Annotated in this window: 25 protein-coding genes and 1 pseudogene; 11 read left to right on the top strand and 15 right to left on the bottom strand. The window is 73.8% G+C overall.

From position 1 onward, the window contains the following. The first annotated feature begins 105 nt into the window (after positions 1-105). Positions 106-768 carry a ferredoxin gene (locus AB0O11_RS15160; protein ID WP_363386122.1) on the top strand — a complete coding sequence of 221 codons (663 nt, stop codon included), beginning with the start codon at positions 106-108 and terminating at the stop codon, positions 766-768. Between the two features lie 113 nt (positions 769-881). Beyond that, a complete protein-coding gene (locus tag AB0O11_RS15165) occupies positions 882-1,394 on the top strand; it encodes a DUF6584 family protein (RefSeq protein ID WP_363386124.1) in 513 nt (170 codons plus the stop codon). A 22-nt stretch (positions 1,395-1,416) separates the two neighbouring features. Here the strand turns inward: AB0O11_RS15165 and AB0O11_RS15170 are convergent, their stop codons facing one another. Continuing rightward, positions 1,417-1,683: a hypothetical protein gene (locus AB0O11_RS15170; protein ID WP_363386126.1), complete on the bottom strand. Its 267-nt coding sequence runs from the start codon at positions 1,681-1,683 to the stop codon at positions 1,417-1,419. Positions 1,684-1,863: 180 nt separating this feature from the next. On the opposite strand from AB0O11_RS15170, the gene AB0O11_RS15175 reads away from it, so the two are divergent. Further along, positions 1,864-2,817 carry a phosphatidylinositol-specific phospholipase C gene (locus tag AB0O11_RS15175; protein ID WP_363386128.1) on the top strand — a complete coding sequence of 318 codons (954 nt, stop codon included), beginning with the start codon at positions 1,864-1,866 and terminating at the stop codon, positions 2,815-2,817. 59 nt (positions 2,818-2,876) lie between these two features. Here AB0O11_RS15175 and AB0O11_RS15180 read toward each other — a convergent pair whose 3' ends face one another. Beyond that, complete coding sequence (locus tag AB0O11_RS15180; protein WP_363386130.1) at positions 2,877-3,434, bottom strand: histidine phosphatase family protein; 558 nt, start codon at positions 3,432-3,434, stop codon at positions 2,877-2,879. Between the two features lie 207 nt (positions 3,435-3,641). Here AB0O11_RS15180 and AB0O11_RS15185 point away from each other — a divergent pair, with 207 nt between their 5' ends. Then, positions 3,642-4,919: an acetylhydrolase gene (locus AB0O11_RS15185; RefSeq protein ID WP_363386132.1), complete on the top strand. Its 1,278-nt coding sequence runs from the start codon at positions 3,642-3,644 to the stop codon at positions 4,917-4,919. 48 nt (positions 4,920-4,967) lie between these two features. Here AB0O11_RS15185 and AB0O11_RS15190 read toward each other — a convergent pair whose 3' ends face one another. Then, positions 4,968-5,372, bottom strand: a complete 405-nt coding sequence (locus AB0O11_RS15190) for a helix-turn-helix domain-containing protein (RefSeq protein WP_363386134.1) — start codon at positions 5,370-5,372, stop codon at positions 4,968-4,970. 24 nt (positions 5,373-5,396) lie between these two features. Here AB0O11_RS15190 and AB0O11_RS15195 point away from each other — a divergent pair, with 24 nt between their 5' ends. Then, entirely contained in the window at positions 5,397-5,795 is a 399-nt protein-coding gene (locus AB0O11_RS15195) for a DUF4440 domain-containing protein (RefSeq protein WP_363386136.1), read from the top strand. Between the two features lie 8 nt (positions 5,796-5,803). Here AB0O11_RS15195 and AB0O11_RS15200 read toward each other — a convergent pair whose 3' ends face one another. The 5 genes from AB0O11_RS15200 to AB0O11_RS15220 all read right to left on the bottom strand — a co-directional run bounded on the left by AB0O11_RS15200 (position 5,804) and on the right by AB0O11_RS15220 (position 11,365). Then, positions 5,804-6,319 carry a hypothetical protein gene (locus AB0O11_RS15200; protein WP_363386138.1) on the bottom strand — a complete coding sequence of 172 codons (516 nt, stop codon included), beginning with the start codon at positions 6,317-6,319 and terminating at the stop codon, positions 5,804-5,806. 871 nt (positions 6,320-7,190) lie between these two features. Beyond that, complete coding sequence (locus AB0O11_RS15205) at positions 7,191-7,967, bottom strand: hypothetical protein (protein WP_363386140.1); 777 nt, start codon at positions 7,965-7,967, stop codon at positions 7,191-7,193. Between the two features lie 90 nt (positions 7,968-8,057). Beyond that, positions 8,058-8,609 (bottom strand): PadR family transcriptional regulator, encoded by a 552-nt coding sequence (locus AB0O11_RS15210; RefSeq protein ID WP_363386142.1) that lies wholly within the window; start codon positions 8,607-8,609, stop codon positions 8,058-8,060. A gap of 42 nt (positions 8,610-8,651) precedes the next feature. After that, on the bottom strand, positions 8,652-9,161 hold the full coding sequence (locus AB0O11_RS15215) for a YcxB family protein (RefSeq protein ID WP_363386144.1): 510 nt from the start codon (positions 9,159-9,161) through the stop codon (positions 8,652-8,654). Between the two features lie 161 nt (positions 9,162-9,322). Then, positions 9,323-11,365, bottom strand: a complete 2,043-nt coding sequence (locus AB0O11_RS15220; RefSeq protein WP_363386146.1) for an NADPH-dependent 2,4-dienoyl-CoA reductase — start codon at positions 11,363-11,365, stop codon at positions 9,323-9,325. Positions 11,366-11,563: 198 nt separating this feature from the next. Here AB0O11_RS15220 and AB0O11_RS15225 point away from each other — a divergent pair, with 198 nt between their 5' ends. Next, on the top strand, positions 11,564-12,886 hold the full coding sequence (locus AB0O11_RS15225) for an FAD-dependent monooxygenase (protein ID WP_363386148.1): 1,323 nt from the start codon (positions 11,564-11,566) through the stop codon (positions 12,884-12,886). On the opposite strand, the gene AB0O11_RS15230 is transcribed toward AB0O11_RS15225, so the two are convergent. Next, positions 12,868-13,443 (bottom strand): TerD family protein, encoded by a 576-nt coding sequence (locus tag AB0O11_RS15230; RefSeq protein WP_049650185.1) that lies wholly within the window; start codon positions 13,441-13,443, stop codon positions 12,868-12,870. The two genes, AB0O11_RS15225 and AB0O11_RS15230, sit on opposite strands and share 19 nt — an antisense overlap. A 184-nt stretch (positions 13,444-13,627) precedes the next feature. After that, the gene (locus AB0O11_RS15235; RefSeq protein ID WP_363386150.1) at positions 13,628-14,044 is read right to left on the bottom strand and encodes a hypothetical protein; all 417 of its coding nucleotides are present in this window, start codon (positions 14,042-14,044) and stop codon (positions 13,628-13,630) included. A gap of 79 nt (positions 14,045-14,123) precedes the next feature. Here AB0O11_RS15235 and AB0O11_RS15240 point away from each other — a divergent pair, with 79 nt between their 5' ends. Both AB0O11_RS15240 and AB0O11_RS15245 read left to right on the top strand, forming a co-directional pair. Beyond that, entirely contained in the window at positions 14,124-14,417 is a 294-nt protein-coding gene (locus AB0O11_RS15240; RefSeq protein WP_224283155.1) for a hypothetical protein, read from the top strand. A gap of 81 nt (positions 14,418-14,498) precedes the next feature. Next, on the top strand, positions 14,499-14,921 hold the full coding sequence (locus AB0O11_RS15245; RefSeq protein WP_363386152.1) for a hypothetical protein: 423 nt from the start codon (positions 14,499-14,501) through the stop codon (positions 14,919-14,921). A 38-nt stretch (positions 14,922-14,959) separates the two neighbouring features. On the opposite strand, the gene AB0O11_RS15250 is transcribed toward AB0O11_RS15245, so the two are convergent. Together AB0O11_RS15250 and AB0O11_RS15255 are read right to left on the bottom strand one after the other, a co-directional pair. Beyond that, positions 14,960-16,528 carry a glycerol-3-phosphate dehydrogenase/oxidase gene (locus AB0O11_RS15250; RefSeq protein WP_363386154.1) on the bottom strand — a complete coding sequence of 523 codons (1,569 nt, stop codon included), beginning with the start codon at positions 16,526-16,528 and terminating at the stop codon, positions 14,960-14,962. Continuing rightward, the gene (locus tag AB0O11_RS15255; protein ID WP_363386156.1) at positions 16,525-17,133 is read right to left on the bottom strand and encodes a TetR/AcrR family transcriptional regulator; all 609 of its coding nucleotides are present in this window, start codon (positions 17,131-17,133) and stop codon (positions 16,525-16,527) included. The genes AB0O11_RS15250 and AB0O11_RS15255 overlap by 4 nt, the downstream gene beginning before the upstream one ends. A 74-nt stretch (positions 17,134-17,207) precedes the next feature. Here AB0O11_RS15255 and AB0O11_RS15260 point away from each other — a divergent pair, with 74 nt between their 5' ends. Further along, the gene (locus AB0O11_RS15260) at positions 17,208-18,776 is read left to right on the top strand and encodes an FAD-binding oxidoreductase (protein ID WP_363386158.1); all 1,569 of its coding nucleotides are present in this window, start codon (positions 17,208-17,210) and stop codon (positions 18,774-18,776) included. Next, positions 18,773-19,681 carry a diacylglycerol kinase gene (locus AB0O11_RS15265; RefSeq protein WP_363386160.1) on the top strand — a complete coding sequence of 303 codons (909 nt, stop codon included), beginning with the start codon at positions 18,773-18,775 and terminating at the stop codon, positions 19,679-19,681. The genes AB0O11_RS15260 and AB0O11_RS15265 overlap by 4 nt, the downstream gene beginning before the upstream one ends. A gap of 340 nt (positions 19,682-20,021) precedes the next feature. On the opposite strand, the gene AB0O11_RS15270 is transcribed toward AB0O11_RS15265, so the two are convergent. Next, on the bottom strand, positions 20,022-20,564 hold the full coding sequence (locus AB0O11_RS15270) for a GNAT family N-acetyltransferase (RefSeq protein WP_363386162.1): 543 nt from the start codon (positions 20,562-20,564) through the stop codon (positions 20,022-20,024). Between the two features lie 267 nt (positions 20,565-20,831). On the opposite strand from AB0O11_RS15270, the pseudogene AB0O11_RS15275 reads away from it, so the two are divergent. Next, positions 20,832-21,991, top strand: a pseudogene (locus tag AB0O11_RS15275) (Cmx/CmrA family chloramphenicol efflux MFS transporter); the annotation flags it as partial. A gap of 197 nt (positions 21,992-22,188) precedes the next feature. On the opposite strand, the gene AB0O11_RS15280 reads toward AB0O11_RS15275, so the two are convergent. Continuing rightward, positions 22,189-23,766, bottom strand: a complete 1,578-nt coding sequence (locus AB0O11_RS15280; RefSeq protein ID WP_363386164.1) for a multicopper oxidase domain-containing protein — start codon at positions 23,764-23,766, stop codon at positions 22,189-22,191. Continuing rightward, positions 23,763-24,236, bottom strand: coding sequence for a hypothetical protein (locus AB0O11_RS15285; protein WP_363386166.1), 474 nt, complete (start codon positions 24,234-24,236; stop codon positions 23,763-23,765). The genes AB0O11_RS15280 and AB0O11_RS15285 overlap by 4 nt, the downstream gene beginning before the upstream one ends. Positions 24,237-24,424 lie beyond the last annotated feature (188 nt).

Here is a 24,424-nt window from a genome sequence, read left to right on the forward strand (position 1 = left end):
GGGAGTCCATGCGGAGCATCGGCGACCGACGACAACGCGGCGAGGTGCGTGCCCCGGCGTCGGCCCGCAGGCGGGGGTTTGAAGACGGACCCTAGGCTGGGCCGCATGGGAAAGACACAGGCGGGCGGGGCGGGCGGCCGGTGGGCCCGGTTGCTGCACCGGGGACGGGGGCTCTCGCACGAGGCGCAGCTGCGGCAGGCCGCCGCCCGGATGCGCGGACGGCTCCTCCTCCACCCGGTGGAGGGACCGTGGCAGGAGCTGGCGTACTGGGATCCGCTGCCGACCGCCCGGGAGATGACCGGCTCCGTGGGCGACGGCCGTTGGGCGGACCGCAGTCGGCTGAACGTTCCGGGGCCGTTCTACACCGGCGAGACCGACAGCGGGCTGAACGGCCCGTACTACCTCCCCGAGCACGTGCTCTCCGGCGACGAGCACTGCGAGTTCGTCCACCGTCAGCCCGCCGACCCGCGCGAGGTGGCCGCCCTGGTGGAGATCGCCCACGGCGAGCCGCTGGGCGGCTACGCCTGGGACGGCGACCGGCACTGGACCCCACAGGCGGTGCGCGACTGGTGGTCGCGCCGCGACGAGGTGCGGGCCTGGATCGCCGGCGAACTGGAGCTGGGCGACGACAGCCGGAACGAGCCGGAGGCGCTGCGGCAGTACGCCGCCTACCTGGACGACGGGCTGGAGGCCTACCTGCGCGGCTACCTGTTCTGGCTCGTCGAGCGCCGCGAGCCGCACACCGGCGAGCCGCTGCCGGAGCTCTGACCTGACGCCGCATGCACGGGAGTGGGCCGCGATCGCCCACCGGCCCCGCTGACGGATCACCACGGCCCGACAAGTCCTTTGACCAGGAGTTCCTCGTCGGCCACCATGCTCCGGTGACAGTCGATACCACCCTGGTGAAGGTCGACGCGGACCTTCGCGCCGGCCGGATACCCCTCGCCCGTCAGCGCCTGCGCGGCCTGGTGGCCTCGTACCCGGCGGACCTCACGGTCAGGCGGCGGCTGGCCGAGGTCTACCGGTTGTACGGCGAGCCGACCGAAGCGGGCCGCTGGGCCTACCTCGACGCAGACCGGGACCCGGACGAGACCGCGGCCTTCGAGGCCCGCCACTCCGATCCACTGGACCGGATGGCGGCCCTCGCCTGGCGCGGCCCCGAGCAGTCGGCGCCCACGGAGACCGCCCGCGCCCGGCTGGCCGAGCTCCGCGAGACGGCCTCCGCACACGCGGGCCGCCCGGTCGACTGGCAACCCGTGCACGACGATGCTCAGCGCGACGCCCAGGACGGCTCGGGCGGGTCATTGTCCTGCACCGCTCTTGTCCTCGCCGGCCTGGTACTCCTGGCCTTCGCGGCGCTCGGCGTCGTCACCTTCGTCCGCTGGTGGCTCTGACCCAGGCCCTCCGCTCAGAGCATCAGAGCCGGTGCAGCGCCGCCTCGCAGAGCCGGCACCGCTGCTGCTCCAGCTCGGGCGGGTACCACGGCTCGCCCGGCCGGGTGGGGCGGTAGTGGGCGTGCTCCATCGGAGCGGTGTCCAGCCCGCAGAGGGTGCGCGCCTGCGGGTCCTCCGGGACGTCCGGGTCCTGGCCGGCGGCGTGCACCGCGACCACACCCGGCCCGACGCCCTCGGGGCCGAGGGCCTGGTCCGGGGCCAGTTCGAAGAGGACGACGATCGCAGCCACGATCCCACCGTGGCGGGCGGCGGCCGTCCGCGCATTTCGATCTTCACCCCGCCGGGGGCCATCCGGCCCCGGATTGTCGCGCCGTGAACCTGTCAGAGCAGCGCCCGCGTGCTCCAAGATGACAGCGCACGCCTCGAACGACCGACCGCACCGACCGACCGGACCCCAAGGAGCCGCACCATGGGCATCGCACGTCGTGAACTTCTCAAGTGGGGCGCGGGATTCGGCGCCGCCGCGGTCGGAGGCCTCGCCCTGCCGGGCGGCGCCTCGGCCGCCTCCGGCGCCACCACCCCGCGCGGCCTGCCGACGGACAGCTGGATGGGCCGCCTCGACGGCAGCCTGTCCCTGCTCGACCTCACCATCCCCGGCACCCACGACTCCTGCTGCGAGAACCCCGCCTACGGCACCGAGTGGTCGCACACCCAGAACTGGGGAATCCCCCAGCAGCTGAACGAGGGCGTCCGCTTCCTCGACATCCGCTGCAACGGCCTCCAGGGCGCGCCCGACGAACTCGGGATCTACCACTCCGACGCCTACCAGCACATCCGCCTCCAGGACGTGCTCGACCGGTGCCGGTCCTTTCTTCAGTCGCACCCCGGCGAGACCGTCCTGATGCGCCTGCGCAACGAACGCGCCGGCGGCCAGTCGCTCGACGACACCGAGTTCATGCGGCGGGTCAACCACTACCTCGACGCGCTGGGCTACCGCGGCCTGTTCCACTTCTACGGGTGGCCGACCCTCGCCACCGCCCGCGGGAAGGTCGTCCTGATCGCCGACTTCGCCAACCCGTGGGGTCTGATCGACTGGTCCAGCGGCGAGAACGGCTACTTCGACACCCAGGACCTCTGGCAGACCGGCGGCCTCGATCCGCTGGGGACGAAGGGCCAGCGCATCGTCGCCCAGTTCGACAAGGCCTTCCTCAACCCGTCCTACCCGAAGATGTTCGTCAACTTCCTCTCGTACGCCGGTGGTTACTGGCCCAAGACCAGCTCGCAGTCCCTGATGGACCGCACGATCTACCCCTACCTGAACGCCCGCACCCAGCAGCGCGCCCGGTTCGGCATCGTGCCGATGGACTTCCCGGACTTCCACGTCAACGTGCTCCAGATGCTGATCGACAAGAACTTCGTCTAGAGCACCGCACCGCCCGGCCGGACCGCGCCAGCGCGCCCCGCAGCCCTCGGGACTCGGGCTTACGGCGTCCAGAAGGCGGCCGGCCGGGCGGTGCCGCGCCCGAGGCTCCGCCAGGGACCGTCGAAGTCCAGCACGGCCACGGACGCCGTGGGGAAACCGGACTCCTCCACCCGGCGCAGCACCTCGTCCTGTGCTTCCGTCCGCCCCGCCTTCCCCGCGAGCAGCCCGACCAGCTCGTGCAGGCTCGGGTTGTGCCCGACGAGGGCCAGGCTCCGCACCTCGTCGGCGGTCTCCCGTACCAGCGCGACCAGCGCGCCGGCCTCGGCCTCCCGCCGGTGCACGGCCACGCTGACGTCGTAGAGCTCCTGCTCGTGAACCGCCCCGGGCTGCCGGGGCAGCAGTTCCGCGCTCACCCGCTCCCACGTCTCCCTGGTGCGCCGGGCGCCGGAGACCCGTGCGAGGTCCGGCACGATACCGGAGGCCGCGAGCCACCGCCCGGCCCGGGACGCTTCCTCCCGGCCCCGCTCGTCCAGGTGGCGCTCCTGGTCGACCGGCGTCTCCCGCTCGGCCTGCGCGTGCCGGATCAGAACGATCCGGCGACCGGTGTCCACACTCACGATGTCTCCCCTTTCCCGGAAACGGCCCGCGGCGGGCACGCTCCCCTACACCGCCCCAGCGTAACCAACGGGCCTGGCGAGTCGATCTTCCCCGAACCCGCTTCCGCATCAGCCCGGGGATGTAAACCCGTGGGCCAATGGCCGGTGACGGAGGATCAATCGGTGGGCTGATGCTGCCCACCCGCCCCGCGTGACAGCGTTCCGCGCATGGACACCACGCCGATGGACACCACGCCGACCGCACGCCGCACCGGACCGACCCGCCGCCGCATGCTGGGCACCGCGCTCGCCCTGGGCGCCGTCGCGCCGCTGGGCCTCGCCCGCACCGCCTCGGCCGCTCCCGCCTCGGCCGCTCCCGCCTCGGCCGCGCCCGCTCCGGCCGCCGCGCCGAAGGCCGCCCCCGCGCGGCTCACCCTGCCCGCGCCCACCGGCCCCTTCCCGGTGGGCATGGTGCCGCTGCACCTGCGCGACGAGTCCCGGCTGGACCCGAACGCCAGGCCCGGAAAGTTCCGCGAGCTGATGGCCACCGTCTGGTACCCGGCCCGGGCCGCGGACGCCGACGCGTACCCGCTCGCCCCCTGGATGACCGAGGGCGCCCTGAAGGCCTTCCTCGACGACGTCGGCTTCCCGCTGCCCCTCGCGCTCGCCCCGCTCACCGCGGGCCACCAGGGCGCGCCCGTCCACCGGACCGGCCGGCCGCTGCCCGTCGTCCTCTACTCGCACGGCGCGGGCAGCCACCGCGCCGACCACACCATCGTGGTCCAGGAGTTGGCCAGCCACGGCTTCGCCGTCGTCACCGTCGACCACACCCACGACGGCATCACCGAGTTCCCGGACGGGACCGTCGTCACCCGGGACGGCGTCGCCCCGGGGCTGTACCCGAGGGACTACGCCGCCGACCTGCTCTTCCTGCTCGACCGCGTCGTCGACCTCGCCAACGGCCGCAACCCCGACGTCGACGGCCGCGCCCTGCCGGCCGGCCTGCTCGGCGGCCTGGACGCGCGGAACATCGGCGCCTCCGGCTGGTCCAAGGGCGGCACCGCCGTCGCCCTCGCCATGGCCGCCGACCAGCGCATCCGCGCCGGCCTCACCTTCGACGGCCGGATGGAGTCGAACCCCGCCGTCACCACCGACATCGACCGGCCGTTCATGCTGATGACCGCCAACTACACCCGGGCAGCAAGCCCGTACGTCGAGACCTTCTGGGGCCACCTGCGCGGCTGGCGCCTCGATGTCCAGGCCACCGGCGCCATCCACCTCTCGTACGGCGACAACATGACGCTGGTCCCCCAGGCCGGCAGGCTGCTCGGCATGACCGAGCAGCAGATCCAGTCCCAGGTCGGCACCATCGACCCCGACCGGTGCGTCCTCGTCCAGCAGGTCTACCCGCGCGCCTTCTTCGACCTCCACCTGCGCAACCGGCACTGCGGCCACCTGCTCGACGGGCCGTCGAAGGCCTTCCCCGAGGTCGTGTACCACCCGTAGGCCCGGTACGGCGGCGGGCGGCCGCCACGGGGGTGCGGCCGCCCGTCCCTACCCGCGCCCCGCCAGTGCCACACCCGTCCGGTACAGCTCCACCAGCAGCGGCCGCAGCGCCTCCCCGGCCGGCGTCAGCCGGTACGAGGTCCGCACCGGGAAGCCCCGCAACCGCTCCCGCACCACCAACTCCCGCTCCCCCAGAGCCTGTAGGCGCTCCACGAGCACCTTCGAGCTGATCTCCGGCAGCCGCTCGCGCAACTCCCCGTACGAGGCGGGGCCGTGCATCAGCTCGCGCAGCACCAGCGTGGTCCACCGGCCGGCCACCGCCGCGAGCGCCACCTCCACCGGGCAGTCCGCCTCCGGCCGCGCCGTACGGCCGCGCCCGTCCGGTACCAGCTCCTCGTCCCAGCGCCGCCCGCCGTGCCCGCCCCGCCCGTCGGTTTCCGTTTGGTGACCCACGCCGGGCCGGTCTTCACTGCTCGCATGACTCACCCCACCACCCTCCCCCCGACCACCGACCCGGCACAACACCCGGCCGCCTTCGCCGCCGCCTTCAACTCCGGCCGACCGGAGCTGCTCGCCCAGGTCTACGAGCCCGGCGCGGTCTTCGTCCCCTCCCCCGGCACCACCGCCACCGGCCCCGGCCTCCACCGCGCCAACGCCGAGTTCCTCGCCCTCGGCCTGCCCATCACCGTCCGCCCCCGCCACACCTACGTGGCCGACGACATCGCCCTGCTCATCGTCGACTGGGAGATCACCGGCACCACCCCGGACGGCAGCGACATCCACCTCACCGGCACCGCCACCGACGTCGCCCGCCGCGACCCGGACGGCCACTGGCGCTACGTGATCGACAACCCCTTCGGCACGGTTCGGCCCTGAACGACGGGTCAGCCGTCCGTTTTCACCTTCGGGTTGACCGTGCAGAAGTAGACCTGGGCGGCCTGCCGGTCGAAGTAGAAGGCGCCCGTGTACCGGCCCGCGGTGACCGACAGGTCGTACCCGTCACTGTGCAGCCATGTCCTGGGTGCCCCCAGCTCGGTGGCGAGCTCCGCCGGAACACCGCAGGCGATGTGCTCCTCCGCCCAGCTGCCGGTGGACGTGATCGCCGCCAGCCTTGCCGGATCGATCCCGGCGACGCCGTCCACCGCCACGTCGGTGGGCCCCGGAACCGCCGGACGGGGGTCCTGGCTCCCCAGGACACGGTCGGTCCACCGCGCCTGCGACAGCGTGCCCAGCTCCGGGAACCGGCGGTGCAGGGGGTCGAGGTCCGTACGGATCGCCGGCGTCGCCTTCGGCGTGGGCGCCGCGGGCTCCGCCGCCGCACAGGACGCCACCAGCGGCAGGCCCGTGATCAGAACCAGGGCCGGAACAAAAGGCGCAGCCCGGGGTCTTGAGCGCTTCACACGCGGACGATCCATGAGGCCGATCATTCCACCACCGTGCCGATGGCATGCCCCTTCTGCGGCCCGCCCGCGAACGCCGTTCACCACCCGCCTCCGTTTCCGGACTCCACCGCGCTCCCAGCGGCCGAACCCCAGGGCACGATTCGCGGGTCCTTCACTCAACCCCTCCCTCAAAGGATCTCCCGCACACCGGCGAACACCGGGAGCGCCCCATCCAACGACTGGGGCGCTCCCGGGACGGCCACTGCCGGACGAAGGACGGACTCGTCCGCCCGGCAGCTGTGAGCCGCAGGTCACCCGGCGAAGGACGTCACGATCCCACTCAGGATCACCAAGGACGAGACGACGATGAACACCCATCCGGTGATCACGAGACCGCGGGCGGGTCCGTCCGTCGAGGACCTCCTGGAGGACTGCGTGAGCATCTTCGAGAACCCTCGATAGTCCGTGACCACGGCTATCCCGAGGAACAGGGGGATCAGAAAGGGCAGGGCTCTGAGCAAATCCACGAGAACTCCCAAGAAGCCACTGGGGATGATGAGGCGATTGCGCGGGATCGGCCCGCAGAACCTATCAGGCGAGCGCTCGAACTCCCAGGGATACCAGCCAGGTTCAGGACAGCGGGCCCGTAGTTGTCGTGGAATGTGTCCACATGGAACCCGGCCGGCGAGGCCTGGATCGCCGCCGCCTCGGCATCGCCCTCGGGGCCGACCGCACCGGGGATCGGGTCCGCTCCGGTCCGCACGGGTCCGCACGGCCGACCGGACCGCCGGCGCTGGGGGCGTCGGCGGTCCGGTGCTGCGGATCCGGCCCCTCGCCGAACGCACGAGGCGTTCGGCGAGAGGCCGTGGTGCTGTCCGGAGGAGACCGGTCAGGCGCTCACGCCTGGGCCGGCGGCGGTGGTCGGGGCGGTGGTGGTGCCGGCCTGGGTGCCAAGGATGCGTTCGACCTTGGCGACGGCGGCACGGTACTGCGTGGAGGCGGTCTGCTCGGAGGCGCCCTGGCGTTCGAAGAAGCCGAAGGCCATGGCCACATTGCCGAAGCGCTCGATGCCGACGTAGCCGTTGAGCTGGACGCCGGCCAGGGTGCCGTTGACCTGGACGGCGGGGGCGTCCTTGCGGTCGCCGAGGGTGACCGGGGTGACGGTGAAGGTCACGGCGTCCTCGGGGCCGGCGTTGAAGGTGATGCTGTGGCAGGTCCGCAGAGCGTCGGCGGCGGTGTCGAAGTCGGCGGCGAGCCGGTCGGGCACCTCGGCCGCGAGGACCTGGGTGACCACCGGGTTGCCGTCCGGGCCGTCGAGTGCGACCGCGGCGCGCTGGACGTCCGTACCGGTCTGGGTGGCGTGCATGTTGATCAGGGCGCTGAGTGCGGCGCAGCCGGTCACCGGGATCGGGTCCTCGCCGAGGCTCGGGCTCTGCGTCACCGGGATCTCGGTGTGGCCGGAGCCGAGGTCGGCCGCGGTCAGCAGGGCCGACGTCAGCTGGTCGGCAGTGGGCAGGTCCTGGACTGGTACGGCCGACGTCAGCCGGTCGGCGGAGAGCAGGTCCTGGACTGGTACGGCCGACGCCGGCAGGGCCGTCGGGCCCAGGGCGACCGCCACGGCGGCGGCTGCGGCGGTGAGGGCGTGGATGGGCCTGGGAAGAGACATGAGGGGCCCCCGGTCGAGAGTTCGGGCAGGGACAGCCACCAGTGTCCCACCGGGGGCGGGATGCGGCGCGCGGACGGGGATCTCCGCAGGTCAGGACCGGTTCGCAGGGCCGGCTGAGGGCAGGGTTTCGAGGGTCTCGGCGAGCCACTGCACCCAGAAGGCCTCCAGCCCGATGCCGGCCCTCAGCACCGCGTGCTGGAGCCGGTTCTCGCCGTCCGCCCGCTCGGCCGGGAAGTCGCGCCGCTCGATCTCGCGATAGTCGGCCAACTGCTCCTGGTGCAGGGCCAGATGGCGCTCCAGCTCGGCCGCCAGACCGTCCGTGCCGACCACCGCGGCCGCCCGCAGCCGCAGCAGCAACGGTTCCCGGACGGCGCGCGGCGCGGCTCCCTCGGCGGTCCAGCGGGCCAGTTCGGCGCGGCCCTCCGGCAGGACCTCGTACTCCTTCTTCTGCCCGCGCACCGGCCCCTCCGGCTGGAGGGCCCGGATCTGTCCGGAGGCCTCCAGCCGGCCCAGTTCGCGGTAGATCTGCTGGTGGGTGGCGGGCCAGAAGAAGCCGATCGACCTGTCGAACCGCCTGGTCAGCTCCAGCCCCGAGGACGGCTTCTCCAGCAGGGCGGTGAGGATGGCGTGCGGCAGCGACATGCCGTCGATCGTACGGGGACCGCCGCGGGCGACGGGCCGGGCTCAGCCCCGGGCGGGCACGGTGGCGTGCCGGGCGAGCAGGGCGCGCAGCCGGTCGGGGTCGGCGGCGCCGCGCTTGGGCAGGACGGTCAGGCAGGAGTTGTTCTTGTCGCCGCTCAGCAGCACGAACAGCCCCGGGGTCTCCACGTAGTACGGCGCCGCCTGCCACGTCAGGGTACTGGTGGACTGGCGGTTGGCCACGGTCACGCCGGCCACGTTCACGGTGGCGCTGAACTCGCCCTTGTCGGCGGTCAGCCGGTGGAACTGGCTCGCCTGGAGCCGGGGCATCCCCAGGATCACGAACAGCACGGCGGCCAGCATGGCGATCAGCGAGGTGTCGACAGCCTCTTCGGTGGAGATCTGGACCGCGGCGATGAGCAGGCAGCCCACGGCGATCACGTACATGAGCACCCGGTTGCGCCGGCCCGCGCGGCTCGCCCGGGCGCGGGCGGCGAGGGCCTCCCGGAAGTCGTCCACCGTCAGCGTGTACGTCAACTCGGCCTGCTCGTCCATCCGCCCGCTCCCCCGCGATCCACTCCGCGATCTGCTCCGTGATCTGCTCCGTGACCTGCGGATACTAGCAACAGCGGGCAGGCGGAGCGCGAGTGGTTTCCGGCCGGCGGCCCGCACCGCGTGGTGCGGGCCGCGGGCCGCCGGCCGGAGTGCGCGGGGGCTCAGATGGCCGCGGCCAGCTCGGTGCCCTGCTTGATGGCGCGCTTGGCGTCCAGTTCGGCGGCCACGTCGGCACCGCCGATCAGGTGCACCGGCAGGCCGCGCTCGCGCAGCGCCTCGTGCAGCTCGCGGCGCGGCTCCTGGCCGGTGCAGAGCACGACGGTGTCCACGGGCAGCAGTTGGCGCTCGCCGTCCACGGTGATGTGCAGACCGGCGTCGTCGATCAGGTCGTACGTGACGCCGGGGACCATCACCACGCCGCGGTGCTTGAGCTCGGTGCGGTGGATCCAGCCGGTGGTCTTGCCGAGGCCGGCACCGACCTTGCCGGTCTTGCGCTGGAGCAGGTGCACGCTGCGCGGGGGCTTCGGCCGCTCCGGGGCACGCAGGCCGCCGCGCTCGCGGTACTCCGGGTCGATGCCCCACGTGGCCTGGAACACGGGCGGGTTGAGGCTCGCGGCGTCGCCCGGGTCGGTGAGGAACTCGGCCACGTCGAAGCCGATGCCGCCCGCGCCGAGGATGGCGACCCGTTCGCCGACCGGCGCGCCGTCGCGCAGCACGTCGAGGTAGCCGAGCACGCTGGGGTGGTCGATTCCCGGGATGTCGGCGGGGGTCCGCGGGGTGACGCCGGTGGCGAGGACGATCTCGTCGTGGCCCTGCTCGGCCAGCTGCTCGGCGGTGACGGTCGCGCCGAGCCGCAGCGTGACGGCCAACTCGGCCAGCCGGGTGCGGAAGTAGCGCAGCGTCTCGTCGAACTCCTCCTTGCCGGGGATGCGCCGGGCGATGTTCAGCTGCCCGCCGATCGCCTCGGCGGCGTCGTACAGGGTGACGTCGTGGCCGCGTTCGGCGGCGGAGACGGCGAACGCGAGGCCGGCCGGGCCGGCCCCGACGACACCGATCCGCTTGCGCAACTGGGTCGGGCCGAGAACGAGTTCGGTCTCGTGGCAGGCGCGCGGGTTGACCAGGCAGGAGGTGATCTGAAGGCTGAAGGTGTGGTCGAGGCAGGCCTGGTTGCAGCCGATGCAGGTGTTGATGGCCTCGGCGCGGCCGTCCCGGGCCTTGGCGACGAAGTCGGCGTCGGCGAGCAGCGGGCGGGCCATCGAGACCAGGTCGGCGCTGCCCTCCGCGAGCAACTGCTCGGCGATCTCGGGGGTGTTGATGCGGTTGGTGACGACCAGCGGGATGCCGACCTCGCCCATCACCTTCTTCGTCACCCAGGCGAAGGCGCCGCGCGGCACCGAGGTGGCGATGGTGGGGATGCGGGCCTCGTGCCAGCCGATGCCGCTGTTGATGATGGTCGCCCCGGCGGCCTCGACGGCCTGGGCGAGCTGCACGACCTCGTCCAGGGTGGAGCCGCCCGGCACCAGGTCGAGCATGGAGAGGCGGTAGACGATGACGAAGTCCTCGCCGACCCGCTCGCGGACCCGGCGGACGATCTCCACCGGGAAGCGCATCCGCCGCTCGTACGCACCGCCCCACTCGTCCTCGCGGTGGTTGGTCGCGGCGACGATGAACTCGTTGATCAGGTAGCCCTCGGAGCCCATGATCTCGACGCCGTCGTACCCGGCGCGGCGGGCGAGTTCGGCGCAGCGGGCGAAGTCCTCGATGGTCTGCTCGACCTGCTCGGCGGTGAGCTCGTTGGGCACGAAGGGGCTGATCGGGGCCTGGATCGGGCTGGGGGCGACCAGGTCGCGGTGGTAGGCGTAGCGGCCGAAGTGCAGGATCTGGAGGGCGATCCGCCCGCCGGCGGCGTGCACCGCGTCGGTGACCACCCGGTGCTTGTCGGCCTCCTCCTCGGTGGTCAGCATCGCGCCGCCCTCCCAGGGGCGCCCGGCCTCGTTGGGGGCGATGCCGCCGGTGACGATCAGGCCGACGCCGCCGCGGGCCCGCTCGGCGTAGAAGGCGGCCATCCGCTCGTAGCCGCCGGGGGCCTCCTCCAGGCCGACGTGCATCGAGCCCATGATCACGCGGTTGGGCAGGGTGGTGAAGCCGAGGTCGAGCGGGCTGAGCAGGTGCGGGTAGCGGCTGCTGCCGGGGTGGGCGCTCATCGACGTCTCCTGGGGGCGCGGTCCGGGGGCGGTTGTTACCGCAGAGTAGGGGACGTGCGGCCGGGCATGCAACTAGTTGCATAAGGAGCGGAGGCGTCCGGCCGGGGCTTCTCCGGATGGGCGAGAACCCTGCGCCGGAGCCCGGCCGTCGGCGTATCGTCGTGCCCCGGACATCGCGTGCTCGGGAGAGGAGCGACCGTGCGGGGTGGCTCGGTGGCCGTGGTCGGGGGCAGCATCGCCGGGAGCGCGTTCGCCGGCGCCGCCGCCCGGCTCGGCGCGGAACGGGTGGTCGTGCTGGAACGCAGCCCCGGCCGGCTGGAGGACCGCGGCGTGGGGCTGTGCACCCACGACGACCGCTTCGACGAACTGGTCCGGGCCGGACACCTCGACGCGGACACCCGCCGCCACCGCCTCACCGTCCGCCGCTGGGTCACCCGGAGCGCGGCCGGCGAGGGCGACGGACCGGACGGCTGCGGGCGACTGCTCTGGGCCCAGCCCTTCCCGTTCCACTCGCACCACTGGGGCGTGCTCTGGCAGGCGCTGCGCGAACGGACGCCCGGGCAGGTCGAGTTCCGGCCGGGCAGCACCGTGACGGCCGTCGGCAACGGGCAGGACGGCGCCTGGACCGAGCAGGCCGGCGGCGGCCGCGAGGTGTACGACCTGGTGATCGGCGCCGACGGCTACCGCTCGGTGGTCCGCGCCGCCGTCTGCCCGCAGGCCGAGCCCGAGTACGCCGGGTACGTGTGCTGGCGCGGCAGCTACGACGCCGCCCTGCTGGCCGAGCTGCCCGGCGGTGCGGCGCCCTGGCCGGAGGAGCAGTGCATCACCGCCTGCTACCCCGGCGGTCAGGTGGTGATCTACCGCATCCCCGGGCTCGATCCGGGCCGCACCCAGGTGAACTGGGTCTTCTACGCCCCCACCCCCGCCTGGCTGCGGCTGGACGGCCCGACCAGCATCCCGGCGGGCAGCCTCACCGACCCCCGGCTGGACGAGCTGCGGCAGCTCGCGGAGCGGCACCTGCCGCCGTACTGGGCCGCGCTGGTCACGCTGACCCCGCGCGAACGGACCTTCCTCCAGCCGATCTACGACCTGGCGGCCCCGCGCCGCACGGCCGGCCGGCTGCTGATCGGCGGGGACGCGGCCACCGTGGTGCGCCCGCACAACACCAGTGGCGCGGTGAAGGCGATGCAGGACGCGCACGCCTTCGAGCTGGCGGGGCGCGAGGCCGGCTCCTGGCCGGCGCTGCTGGCCGTCTACGACCGTGAACGGACGGCGGCCGGGCGGGAGTTGGTGGAACTGGGCCGCACCCTCGGCCGGGCCCAGGTCACCGATGCGCCGGACTGGTCGGGGATGGACGAGCCGGGCATGACCGCCTGGTGGCGGCAACAGCTCACCGGCGGCGGGGGTTTCGGCGGCCAGGCGCTCGGCCGCACCGGCCGAGCGCCTGGCGAGACCACCGAAACCCCGTCAGCTCACGCCGGGCGATCGGACATCGACGACGATCAGACGTTGACGCCGTAGTCGGTCGCGATGCCGCGCAGGCCGGAGGCGTAGCCCTGGCCGATGGCGCGGAACTTCCACTCGTTGCCGTTGCGGTACAGCTCGCCGAAGACCATCGCGGTCTCGGTCGAGGCGTCCTCGGTCAGGTCGTAGCGCGCGATCTCCAGACCGTTGGCCTGGTTGACGATCCGGATGAACGCGTTGCGCACCTGGCCGAAGTTCTGCAGCCGGGCGTCGGCGTCGTAGATCGACACCGGGAAGACCACCTTGGCCACGTCGGCCGGGACGCGGTCCAGGTCGACCTTGATCTGCTCGTCGTCCCCGTCTCCGCCGCCGGTCAGGTTGTCGCCGCTGTGCTCGACCGAACCCTCGGGGCTGCGCAGGTTGTTGAAGAAGACGAAGTGCTGGTCCGAGACCACCTTGCCCAGCGCGTTGCACAGCAGCGCACTGGCGTCCAGGTCGTAGTCGGCCCCGGTGGTGGTGCGCACGTCCCAGCCGAGACCGACGATCACGGCGCTCAGACCGGGCGCCTCCTTGCTCAGCGAGACGTTGCCGCCCTTGGCCAGCGAAACTCCCACAATGCCCTCCTCTGATCTCTCCCTGTGGACGAATCTACAACACTGTAGAGATCACGAGAATCCGCCGGGAGTCGGGCCCACCCCGGGAATTTCTCCGGGTCGCACTCGGGAACCGAGTACGGGGGACGCACACGGGCGCGCACAGGGGAGGCGCACACGGGCGGCGCGGACAGGTGGCGCAGGCTCACTGGACGGCGTCGATCTCGATCCGCAGCGCGCCGTTCTCCACCAGCGCCCGGCGGCCCCAGTCCAGCAGCAGGCCCAGCACCTCGCGTTCGCCCGCCGGGAGCCGGGCCACGTCCACCCGCTCGATCTCCCGGACCAGCGCGGCCATCGACGGCTGCCTGATGCGGCTGCTGAAGTCGAGGTCCGGCTCGTGTCGGGCGAGGGTGGGCAGGCTCCGCTCGCCCAGTCGGCGCAGGACCGCTCGCAGCGCGCCGCCGTCGGCGCAGGCCTCCAGCCGGCCGGTCTGCGGCGCCGGGCCCGCCTTGCGGCCTGTCCTCGCCTTCACGGGCACCCGGTACAGGCCGAGGACGTACTCGTCCTCCGCCACCTCGTCGTCCGGCCCGCACGGCCGCAGGCCGCCCGCTGCGCTTCGCATGCCGGGCACCCTAACCGCTGGGCACCCTAGACTGGCAGTGGATTTCCCCTCGTCACAGGCCCTGTCGCCGGAGGTTCCGATGCGCCAGCGGTACAGCTTCCACCTCGACCGGGGCGGGCACTCGGTGACCGTCAACGTCCGGTCCGGCTGGATCACCGAGACCGAGCTGCTGGTCGACGGCAAGGAGTGCGCCTTCCACCGGGTCCACGGACACGGCGACTACCCGCTGACCCTCGCCGCCCAGGTCGCCGAGGAACCGCCGAAGCCGCTCGCGGTTCGGCTGGACCGTACCGGCCTGGCCGAGCACCCGCTCTCCTGCGTCCTGGAGCTCTCCGGCGCCGAACACCCGATGCCCGAGCACACGGCGCGCTGAAACCCTCCGTTCGGGTGGTTTGCCCACGAATGCCGGGAAATCTTACGATCCCGGGCCGGACCCCACGACGAAAGCCGCCGCATGACCTCCCCCGCGACCCCCGGCACCTTCGACGACCTGCTGCGTGAGGTGATGACCGGCGCCGAACGCTTCGGCCACCCCCAGCACGTCCGGCTGACCTGGCTCGCCGTGCGCCGCCACGGCGCCACCGCCGCCCTCGATCTGGTCGGCGACGGCATCCGGCGCACCGCCACCAAGGCCGGCGCGCCGCAGAAGTTCCACGTCACCATGACCCGGGCCTGGGTCGAGCTGGTGGCCCGGCACACCGGCGACCGGCACACCGAGGACGCCCCGGACTTCGACGCGTTCACGGCCCGTCACCCCGAACTGCTCGACAAGAACCTGCTCGCCCGCCACTACCGTCCGCAGACGCTCGCGAGCGAGCAGGCCCGGACCGCCTGGGTGGAGCCGGACCTCGCCCCCTTCCCCCGGGCCGCGTCCTGAGGCGTCAGCCCTCCTGAGGCGTCAACCCTCCTGAGGCGTCAGCCCTCCAGCCCCTCCCCGAGGCGCTCCGCCACGATCTCCTCGACCGCCTTGCGGGCCCGCTCGGCGTCCTCCGCGACCAGCCCGAGCCGGGTGCGGCGGTCGAGCACGTCGGCGGCGTCCAATGCGCCCTCGTGGGTGACGGCGTAGGCGATCTCGGCGCGGGTCACGTCCAGGCCCTCCGCGACCGGCGTCAACTCCCCCGCCGCCAGCACCTCGTGGGCCGCACCACCGTGGCGGGCGAGCAGCGAGGCGGGCACCTGACCGGCGGACAGCAGGCGGCTCTCCCGGTGGCCGGGGGCGCCGACCAGCGGCAGCCGGGCCGTCCAGCAGGCACGGGCGGGCAGGCCGCGCAGCCGGACGGCGGCGTCCACCGCGTCCTCGGCCATCCGGCGGTAGGTGGTGAGCTTGCCGCCGACCACGGTGATCACCCCGTCCGGGCTCTCCAGCACCGCGTGCTCGCGGGAGATGTCGGCGGTGTTGCCGTCCCCGGTGTCGATCAGCGGGCGCAGCCCGGCGTAGGCGCCGCGCACGTCCGCCCTGGTCAGGGCGGTGGCGAGGGCGGCGTTGACGGTGTCGAGGAGGAAGGAGAGCTCGGCCTCGGTGGGCTGCGGCTCATCCGGGATCGGGCCGGGGGCGTCCTCGTCGGTCAGCCCGATCGCGACCCGGCCGAGCTGCTGCGGCAGGGCGAAGACGAAGCGGCTGGTGGAGCCGGGCACCGGCACGGTGAGGGCGGCGGTCGGGTTGCCGAGCGCCTGCGCGTCCACCAGCAGGTGGGTGCCGCGGCTGGGCCGGAGCCTGATCGAGGTGTCCACCTCGCCCGCCCAGACGCCGGTGGCGTTGACCACCGCGTCGGCCCGGACGGCCAGTTCCTGCCCGGTCAGGGTGTCGACCAGCCGGGCCGAGGTACCGGTGACCCGCTCGGCACGCACCCTGGTCAGCACACTCGCGCCGTACTGAGCGGCGGTGCGGGCCAGCGCGACCACCAGCCGGGCGTCGTCCACGAGTTGGCCGTCGTGGGCGACCAGCGAACCGCGCAGCCCGTCCGTCCGCACGCCCGGCACCAGGCGGCGGGTCCGGTCGGCGTCGATCCGGCGCATCCGGGGCAGCAGCGCGCCCGGGGTGCCCGCCGTCAGGCGCAGCGCGTCCCCGGCGTGGAAGCCCGTACGGATCAGCGTGGCCTGGCCCGGGCGCAGCAGGTCCGGGAGCAGCGGCACCAGTTGGGGCAGCGCCCGGATCAGGTGCGGGGCGGTGCGGGTCATCAGCACGCCGCGCTCGACGGCGCTCTCCCGGGCCACCTTGATCCGCCCGGAGGCGAGGTAGCGCAGGCCGCCGTGCACCAGCTTGGAACTCCAGCGGCTCGTGCCGAAGGCCAGGTCACGGGCCTCGACGAGCACCGTGCGAAGGCCGCGCGAGGCGGCGTCCAGGGCCACCCCGGCGCCGGTGACACCGCCGCCGATGACCAGGAGGTCGATCCGGGCGTCGTCGCCGAGTGCTTCGAGTTCCAGCTTCCGTCGGACGGCGTCGAGCCGGCCGGTGCCCGCGTACGGGCCTGCGGTGGGGGTCATGGCGCGAGGTATCCGTTCAGCGCTCTGGCCAGTTCGCGCCGCCAGGCCGCCTCGGGCAGCAGGGAGGCGATCATGCGGTGCGACTGGACGGTGGACTGGGCGATCAGCAGGACCATGGCGGCCAGTTCGAGCGGCTCGCCGGCCCGGATCGAGCCGTGCGCCTGGCCCTGCTCGATGCCGGTGCGCAGCGCCTCCAGCAGGCCGCGCTGGCTGGTACCGAGCCGCTCGACGACGTACTGGAGCAGCAGGTCGGAGTCGTCGGAGTGCAGCAGTGCGCCGAGCACCGGATGGTCGCGCAGCCGGACGGCGATCTCCACGACCCGCTCGACGAGGGTCTCCCTGTCGTGGACGTCCAGCCCGGCGCCCTCCAGGGTGGTCAGGATCTCCCGGGTGAGCAGGGCGCCGATCACCGCCCGGACGTCCGGCCAGCGGCGGTAGACGGTCGGGCGGCTGACCCCGGCGCGGCGGGCGATCTCGGACAACTGGGTCCGGCGCACGCCGAGGTGGACGATCAGGTCGGCGGCGGCGTCCAGGATCGCGTCGTCGATGCTGCGCCCCCCGGGTGTCGGGGACGGCGTCTGGGGCTCGGCGTTACTACTTGACATGATGTGTGAAACTGTAACGCATGGCACCTGAGACGCAAGCGGGACCGGCCGGCGCCGCACTTCCGCTCCCCCCGATGAAGTGGAACGCCTGGGGCGACCCGGCCCTGGCCAAGGAGCTGTCCGCCGACATCAAGGGACTGCTCGCCGCCGCCCTCGGCGTCACCGGCGACGCCGCCCCCGGGCCGGGCGCCGACGAGGTCGTGCTGCACCCGTCCCGGATCTCCGCCGAGGACCTCAAGGCGCTGGCCGCCGCCGTCGGCGAGGCGCACGTCAGCGCCGCCGACGCGGACCGGCTGCCGCGCGCCGGCGGCAAGTCCACCCCCGACCTGCTGCGCCGCCGCAGCCGCGAAGCGCAGGACGCCCCCGACGCCGTCGTGCTGCCCGGCGACGAGCAGGAGGTCGCCGCCGTCCTCGCGGTGTGCGCCGAACGCCGAATCGCCGTCGTCCCGTTCGGCGGCGGTACCAGCGTCGTCGGCGGGCTCGACCCCGAGCGCGGTGCTTTCGACTCCGTCGTCTCGCTCGACCTGCGCCGCTTCGACCAGCTGCTCGACCTGGACGAGACCTCCGGCGAGGCCGTCCTCGGCGCGGGCCTCACCGGCCCGGCCGCGGAGGAACTGCTCGCCGAACGCGGCTGGGAACTCGGCCACTACCCGCAGAGCTTCCGCTACGCCACCATCGGCGGCTTCGCGGCCACCCGCTCCTCCGGCCAGGACTCCGCCGGGTACGGGCGCTTCGACGAGATGGTGCGCGGGCTGCGCGTCGTCACCCCCGCCGGGGTGCTCGACCTCGGCCGCGCCCCCGCCTCCGCCGCCGGCCCCGACCTGCGCCAGCTCTTCCTCGGCTCCGAGGGCACCCTCGGCGTGATCACCGCCGTGCGGCTGCGCGTCCACCCGCTGCCCGCCGTCAAGGCGTACGAGGCGTGGAGCTTCCCCGACTTCGCCACCGGCACGGCCGCGCTGCGCGCCGTCGAGCAGCAGGGCACCGGCCCGACCGTGATCCGGCTCTCCGACGAGGCCGAGACCATGATCAACCTGGCCCTGACCGAGCAGATCGGCGGCGCCCCGGCGGTCAGCGGCTGCCTGGCCGTCACCGTCTTCGAGGGCAGCGCCGCCCAGGTCGCCGCCCGGCAGCAGCTCACCCGCGACGCCCTGATCGCCACCGGCGGCACCTCGCTCGGCGAGGCCCCCGCCCGGGCCTGGGAACACGGCCGGTTCAACGCCCCCTACCTGCGCGACTCGCTGCTCAGCGCGGGCGCGCTGTGCGAGACCCTGGAGACCGCGGCCGACTGGAGCCGGCTGCCGGCCCTGCGCACCGCCGTCACCGAGGCGCTCACCGGCGCCCTGCCCGGCTCCCTCGTGCTCTGCCACATCTCGCACGTCTACCCGACCGGCGCCTCGCTCTACTTCACCGTCGTCGCCGCCCTCGGCGAAGAACCGCTCACCCGCTGGGGCGCCGCCAAGCGCGCCGCCGGGGACGCCATCCTCGGCGCGGGCGGCACCATCAGCCACCACCACGCCGTCGGCGCCGACCACCGGCCCTGGATGACCGAGGAGGTCGGCGAGCTGGGCGTGCGCATCCTGCGCGCCGTCAAGGCCGAACTCGACCCGGCGGGCATCCTCAACCCGGGCAAGTTGATCCCATGAACGAGGTGAGAACCGTCCGCAGGGTCGCCGTTCTCACCAACCCGGCGGCGGGCGTCGGCCACGCCGAGCCCGCCGCCCATCGGGCCACCGCCCGGCTGCGGACCCTCGGCATCCAGGTCGAACCGCACGCCGGACGCTCCCCCGAGGACGCCGTCCGCCTCGCCCGTGAGGCGGCGGCCGACGGCGTGGACGCGGTGGCCGTGGTCGGCGGCGACGGCATGATCAACCTCGCCCTCCAGGCCCTCGCCGGCACTCCCGTCCCGCTCGGCGTGATACCGGCCGGCACCGGCAACGACCACGCCCGCGAGTACGGCCTTCCGCTCGGCGACCCCGAGGCCGCCGCCGACGTCATCGCCGCCGGACGCACCCGCAGCGTCGACCTCGGCCGGATCACCGGCCCGGACGGGGCCGTCCGCTGGTACGGCTCCGTCCTCGCCACCGGCTTCGACTCACTGGTCAGCGACCGCGCCAACCGGCTGCGCTGGCCGCGCGGCCGGATGCGCTACAACCTCGCCATCCTCGCCGAGTTCGCCAACCTGCGCCCGCTGCCGTTCCGCATCACCCTCGCCGACGGCACCGTCATCGAACGCGACCTGACCCTGGCCGCCGTCGGCAACACCCGCAGCTACGGCGGCGGCATGCTGATCTGCCCGAGCGCCCTCCCCGACGACGGCCTGCTCGACCTCACCCTCGTCGACGCCATGCCCCGCCTGCGCATCGCCCGCTTCTTCCCCACCCTCTTCAAGGGCACCCACGTCACCCACCCGGAGGTCACCACGCTGCGCACCGAGTCCGTGCGGATCGAGTCCCCCGGCATCACGGCCTACGCCGACGGGGAGTTCATCACCCGGCTCCCGGTGGAGGTCACGGTGGCGAAGGACGCCCTGCGGACGCTGGTGCCGTGAGACGGTGACCGGCGCCGCCCGATGACGACCGGGCCGACGGACGACGGAGGTCCGCGCACACTCCGGTGAGTGCGCGGACCTCGGGGCCGCCCCGGGACTCGACCACGGCCCTGGGCTGACCGCACCCGGCCGGCGCTCTCGGCGAGGGTCGGTTCGCCGGTGGCCGGGTCGACGGTGAAGACGCGGTAGCCCCGAACAGCGGCCCGACGCCCCCGACCGCCGTCGCCAACCCGCCGCAGCGGGACTCCAGCCGCCCCACCACGGCCGGCGGCAGCAGCGCGACGGCGGCCAGGATCCCGCCGGCTCTCATCCGATTCGTCCAACCCCCTTGCGGGGCACCCTAGGCGGCGTACTCCTCCCGGCCCAGCCGGAAGATCACGTTCCGGCGCAGGGGCCCCTCCGGAACGGCCGGGTCGTCGAAGTCCCCGGCCGGGTCGTGGGTCATCCCGAGGCGGCGCATCACGGCCTGGGAGCGCAGGTTGCCGGCGGTGGTGATGGCGAGGACCTCGGGCAGACCGAGGATGTCGAAGCCGTACCCGAGGACAGCGCGGGCCGCCTCCGTGGCGTAGCCGTGGCCCCAGGCGGAGCGGGCCAGACGCCAGCCGATCTCGACGCCGTCGACCGGGTCCTTCTCCTCGATGTCGTCCAGGCCCACGAAGCCCGCGAACTCGCCGCTCCCCCGCACCTCGACGGCCAGCCAGCCGTACCCGCGGCGGTCGATCGCCGCCTCGAAGCGCGCCACCGAGGCGTCGCTCCGCTCGCGGGTGAGGATGCCGCCGAGGTGCTCGCGGACCTCCGGGTCGGCGTTCATCGCCGCCCACGGGGCGAGGTCGGACTCCCGCCAGCGGCGGATCAGCAGGCGTTCGGTGCGCAGTTCGTCCATGCGCCCACCCAATAGCAGCCGGCCCGTCGGGGCAACCGAGAAATAACCGGGTGCTTCGACGGCGGACGGCCGGGTAGCCTGCGGGCATGTCGAGCCCTGAGGCATCCAGGGTGGGGGCTTTCGGTCACGCGCCGTCAGCCCCCTGAAACCCGGAACCCCTGAACCACCGAGGTCCGGGCGAGCGCCATGCCTGCGCCGCCCGGGGGCTGAGCGTGCGGTGACGAGACGTCCCTTCCTCGTTCCCACCGCCCTCCTCGGAGCCTCTCGATGCCCCTTCCGCTCTACCTGCTCGCCCTGGCCGTGTTCGCCATGGGCACCTCGGAGTTCATGCTCGCCGGGCTGCTGCCGCACCTGGCCGCCGACCTCGGCGTCACCGTCGGTACGGCCGGCGGGCTCAGCTCGGCCTTCGCGGTCGGGATGGCCGCCGGCGCGCCGCTGATGGCCGGGCTCGCCCGCAGCCGGCCGGGGCGCGCCGGCCTGCTCGGGTTCGTCCTGGTCTTCGCGGCGTCGCACGCCGTCGGGGCGCTCACCGCAAGCTTCCCGCTGCTGTTCGCGACCCGGGTGGTCGCCGCGCTCGCCAACGCCGGGTTCCTGGCGGTGGCCCTGACCACCGCCGCCTCACTCGTCCCCGCGGACCGCAAGGGGCGGGCGCTCGCGGTGCTGCTGTCGGGGACGACGGTGGCAACGGTCGCCGGCGTCCCGGGCGGGGCTGTGCTGGGCGCGCTGTTCGGGTGGCGCGCCGCGTTCTGGGCCGTCGCACTGCTCTGCCTGCCCGCCGCCGTCGGCATCGCCAAGGGCCTGCCGGCCGTTGCCACTTCGGCCGACCGATCCTCAACGACGGCCCTGCGCGCGGAGTTCGCCGAACTGCGCCGACCGCGGCTGCTCCGCGCGATGCTGCTCGCCGCGCTGGTGAACGCGGCGACCTTCGGCGGCTTCACCTTCCTCGCCCCCGTGATGACCGGCCGCGCCGGGCTGGGCGAGCTGTGGGTGCCGGTCGCACTGGTGCTGTTCGGTGCCGGGTCGTTCGCCGGGGTCACCGTCGCCGGGCGGCTCGCGGACAGTCGCCCCGGGCTGGTCCTCGCCGTCGGCGGCCCGCTGCTGCTGGTGGGCTGGCCCGCCCTGGCCGTCCTGGCGGGCCGGCCGGGCGCGCTGCTGCCGCTGGTGTTCCTGCTGGGCGCACTGTCGTTCGCGGTCGGCGGCACGCTGATCACCCGGGTGCTGTACGAGGCGGCCGGCGCTCCCGCCCTGGCCGGCGCCTACGCGACCGCCGCACTCAACCTCGGTGCCACCGCGGGCCCGCTGCTGGCCGCCGCCGCCCTCGGCACGGCGGCCGGCGACCTCGGCCCGTTCTTCACCGGGGGCCTGCTGGTCGCGGCGGCGCTGCCGATCGCCGCGATCCGGCCCGGGGCCGGCTGACCACGGCGTCCGGCACCGCGCCGCGCCGGCGGCGTTCGGCGGAGGTGGTCATGCGGCGGCTCCGTCCGTCGGCGGGTCCTTCTTCCCGCGACGCCAGGACAGACGCCAGGACAGGAGTGCCGGAGGACGCAGCGCACGCCCTCCGGCACCCCGCCGTCCAGGTGAACCGAACAGCCGACAACCGACAACGGATCCCCGGATGGCGGACTCACCGCACGGTGAAGTCCGCCATCATCGCCATGTCCTCGTGCTCCAGGTTGTGGCAGTGCAGCATGTACGCCCCCGCGTAGTCGGTGAAGCACACCAGCACCTCCACCGCCTCGGCCGGGCGCAGGTCCACGGTGTCCTTCCACCCCGCGTCGTACGGGCCCGGGTCCGCCCCGTTGCGGCCGATCACCTGGAAGTGGTCCAGGTGGACGTGCACCGGGTGGTGCAGGTCGGTGGAGAAGCGCCAGCGCTCGACCGCGCCGAGGGCGGGCGTGGCGATGCTCCGGCCGGGCTGGTACGGGCGGCCGTTGACGGTCCAGCCGTCGCCCCGGCTGCGCCGGAAGGTGAAGTCGCGGGTGGTGACGGCGGCGGAGGCGTCCAGGGCCTCGACGGTGGCGAGCCGGTCGGGCACCGTCGCGTCGTCGGTCAGCTGCTTCGCGGTGACGTCGAAGCGCATCACCTCGGCGGTCCGGCCGCTGCCGAAGCGGTTGACCAGCCGGACCCGGGTGCCGGGCGCGTAGCGGGAGAAGTCGACCACGACGTCGAAGCGTTCGGCGGGCGCGATCTCGATCCCGTCGTGCCGGATCGGGGCGGCGAGCAGGCCGCCGTCGGAACCGATCTGGACCAGCGCGCCACCGCCGGCCGGCTGCGGGTCCAGCTCCAGCCGGTACAGCCGGGCGTTGGAGGCGTTGAGCAGCCGCAGCCGGTAGCGGACCCGGTCGACGTCCAGCCGGGGCCAGGGCGCGCCGTTGACCAGGATGACGTCGCCGAGCACGCCGTTGGCGTAGGCGTCGGTGACGCCCGGCTCGGCGAGCCCGGGGTCGACGGCGGGGTAGCGGAAGGAGCCGTCGGCGGCGAAGGAGCGGTCGGCGATCATCAGCGGCAGGTCCCGCTCACCGCGCGGCAGCGGCAGCGCGGCCTCCTCGTCGTCGTGCACGAGGTGGAAGCCGGCCAGTCCGCGCCAGACGCCGGGGCCGGTGAAGCCCATCCGGTGGTCGTGGTACCAGAGGGTGGCGGCGCGTTGCCTGCCGGGATAGGTGTACGTGCGCTCGCCGACGGCGGTGCGGGCCGCCGCATGGTCCATGCCCGGCATGCCCGCCATGCCCGGCATGGCATGGGCCGCGTCCGCCGACGACCCCACCGGCAGCAGCAGGTCCACCGGGTAGCCGTCGCTGTCCGCCGGGGTGTGCCCGCCGTGCAGGTGCGTCACCGAGGGCACCGGCAGCTCGTTGCGGTGCTTGACCACCGCCGCCCGCCCGGTGCGGGTGACCACGGTCGGCCCAGGGAAGCTGCCCCCGTACGTCCAGGCCTCGGTCCTCACCCCGGGCAGGATCTCCAACGTGGCGGCCTGCTGGGTGATCTCGTAGTAGTCGCTGGTCCCGTCGGTGCGCACCGGGGACAGCACGGCCGGCACCGGCAGCGCGGCCCGGAAGGCCTCCGGCAGGTCGAGTTCGCTGCTCAGCAGCCGCCCGGGGCGGCCCTCGGCCAGCAGCCGGGCGGCGGAGGGGACGGCGACGGCGGCCAGGGCGCCCGCGCCGAGGACGGAGGCGCCGATGCCCAGGAACCGGCGCCGGTTCACCGGGGCACCTCCACCGGCCCGTTGGGGCGCGGCAGCCGTCCGGTGCCGTCCGGACCGCCGGCGGCCGGTGCGTACCGGGCCGGCAGCGGTATCCGCCAGGCGCCGACCAGGCCGAACAGCACGCCGCTGACCAGCAGCACGCCGAGCGTGACGTGCACGCCGAGCGCCCGGGCGTAGCCGGCGGTGATCTGGCCGACGACGGCGACGGTGAGCAGGGCCGTGGTCCACAGCGGCCAGAGCGGGCCCCGGCCGGGCCGCCGGACGGCGACGGCCACCGCCAGCTGGACCACCACCACGGTGGCCAGCATCATCGCGTTGCCCTCGTGGTCCTTCAGGGAGTCGTAGGTGCCGTTCAGGAAGCTGCCGGCCAGCATGACCTGGAGCAGCGCCAGCAGCGCCAGCAGGGTGGTGGAGGTGCGCAGCAGGATCAGCGGCCAGCGGGGCGCGGGGCCGGCAGGAGGACTGCTCATGTCGGGCTACTCTCTGCGTCGACGGTCGAGCGGGGCGGGCGAGAGCGTAGCTGATCCGACATCAAGATCAGCTCCAATAAAGATTGTTGGACCACCCGATGGTCCCGGTGATCCTCGCTTCAGGCACCGTTCCCACACGAAGGAGGGGTGCCCTTGAGCCATCCTCAAGGGCACCCCTCCCCGGCCCG

The sequence above is a fragment of the Kitasatospora sp. NPDC093102 genome (assembly GCF_040683915.1).
In the GTDB taxonomy this organism is placed as follows: domain Bacteria; phylum Actinomycetota; class Actinomycetes; order Streptomycetales; family Streptomycetaceae; genus Kitasatospora.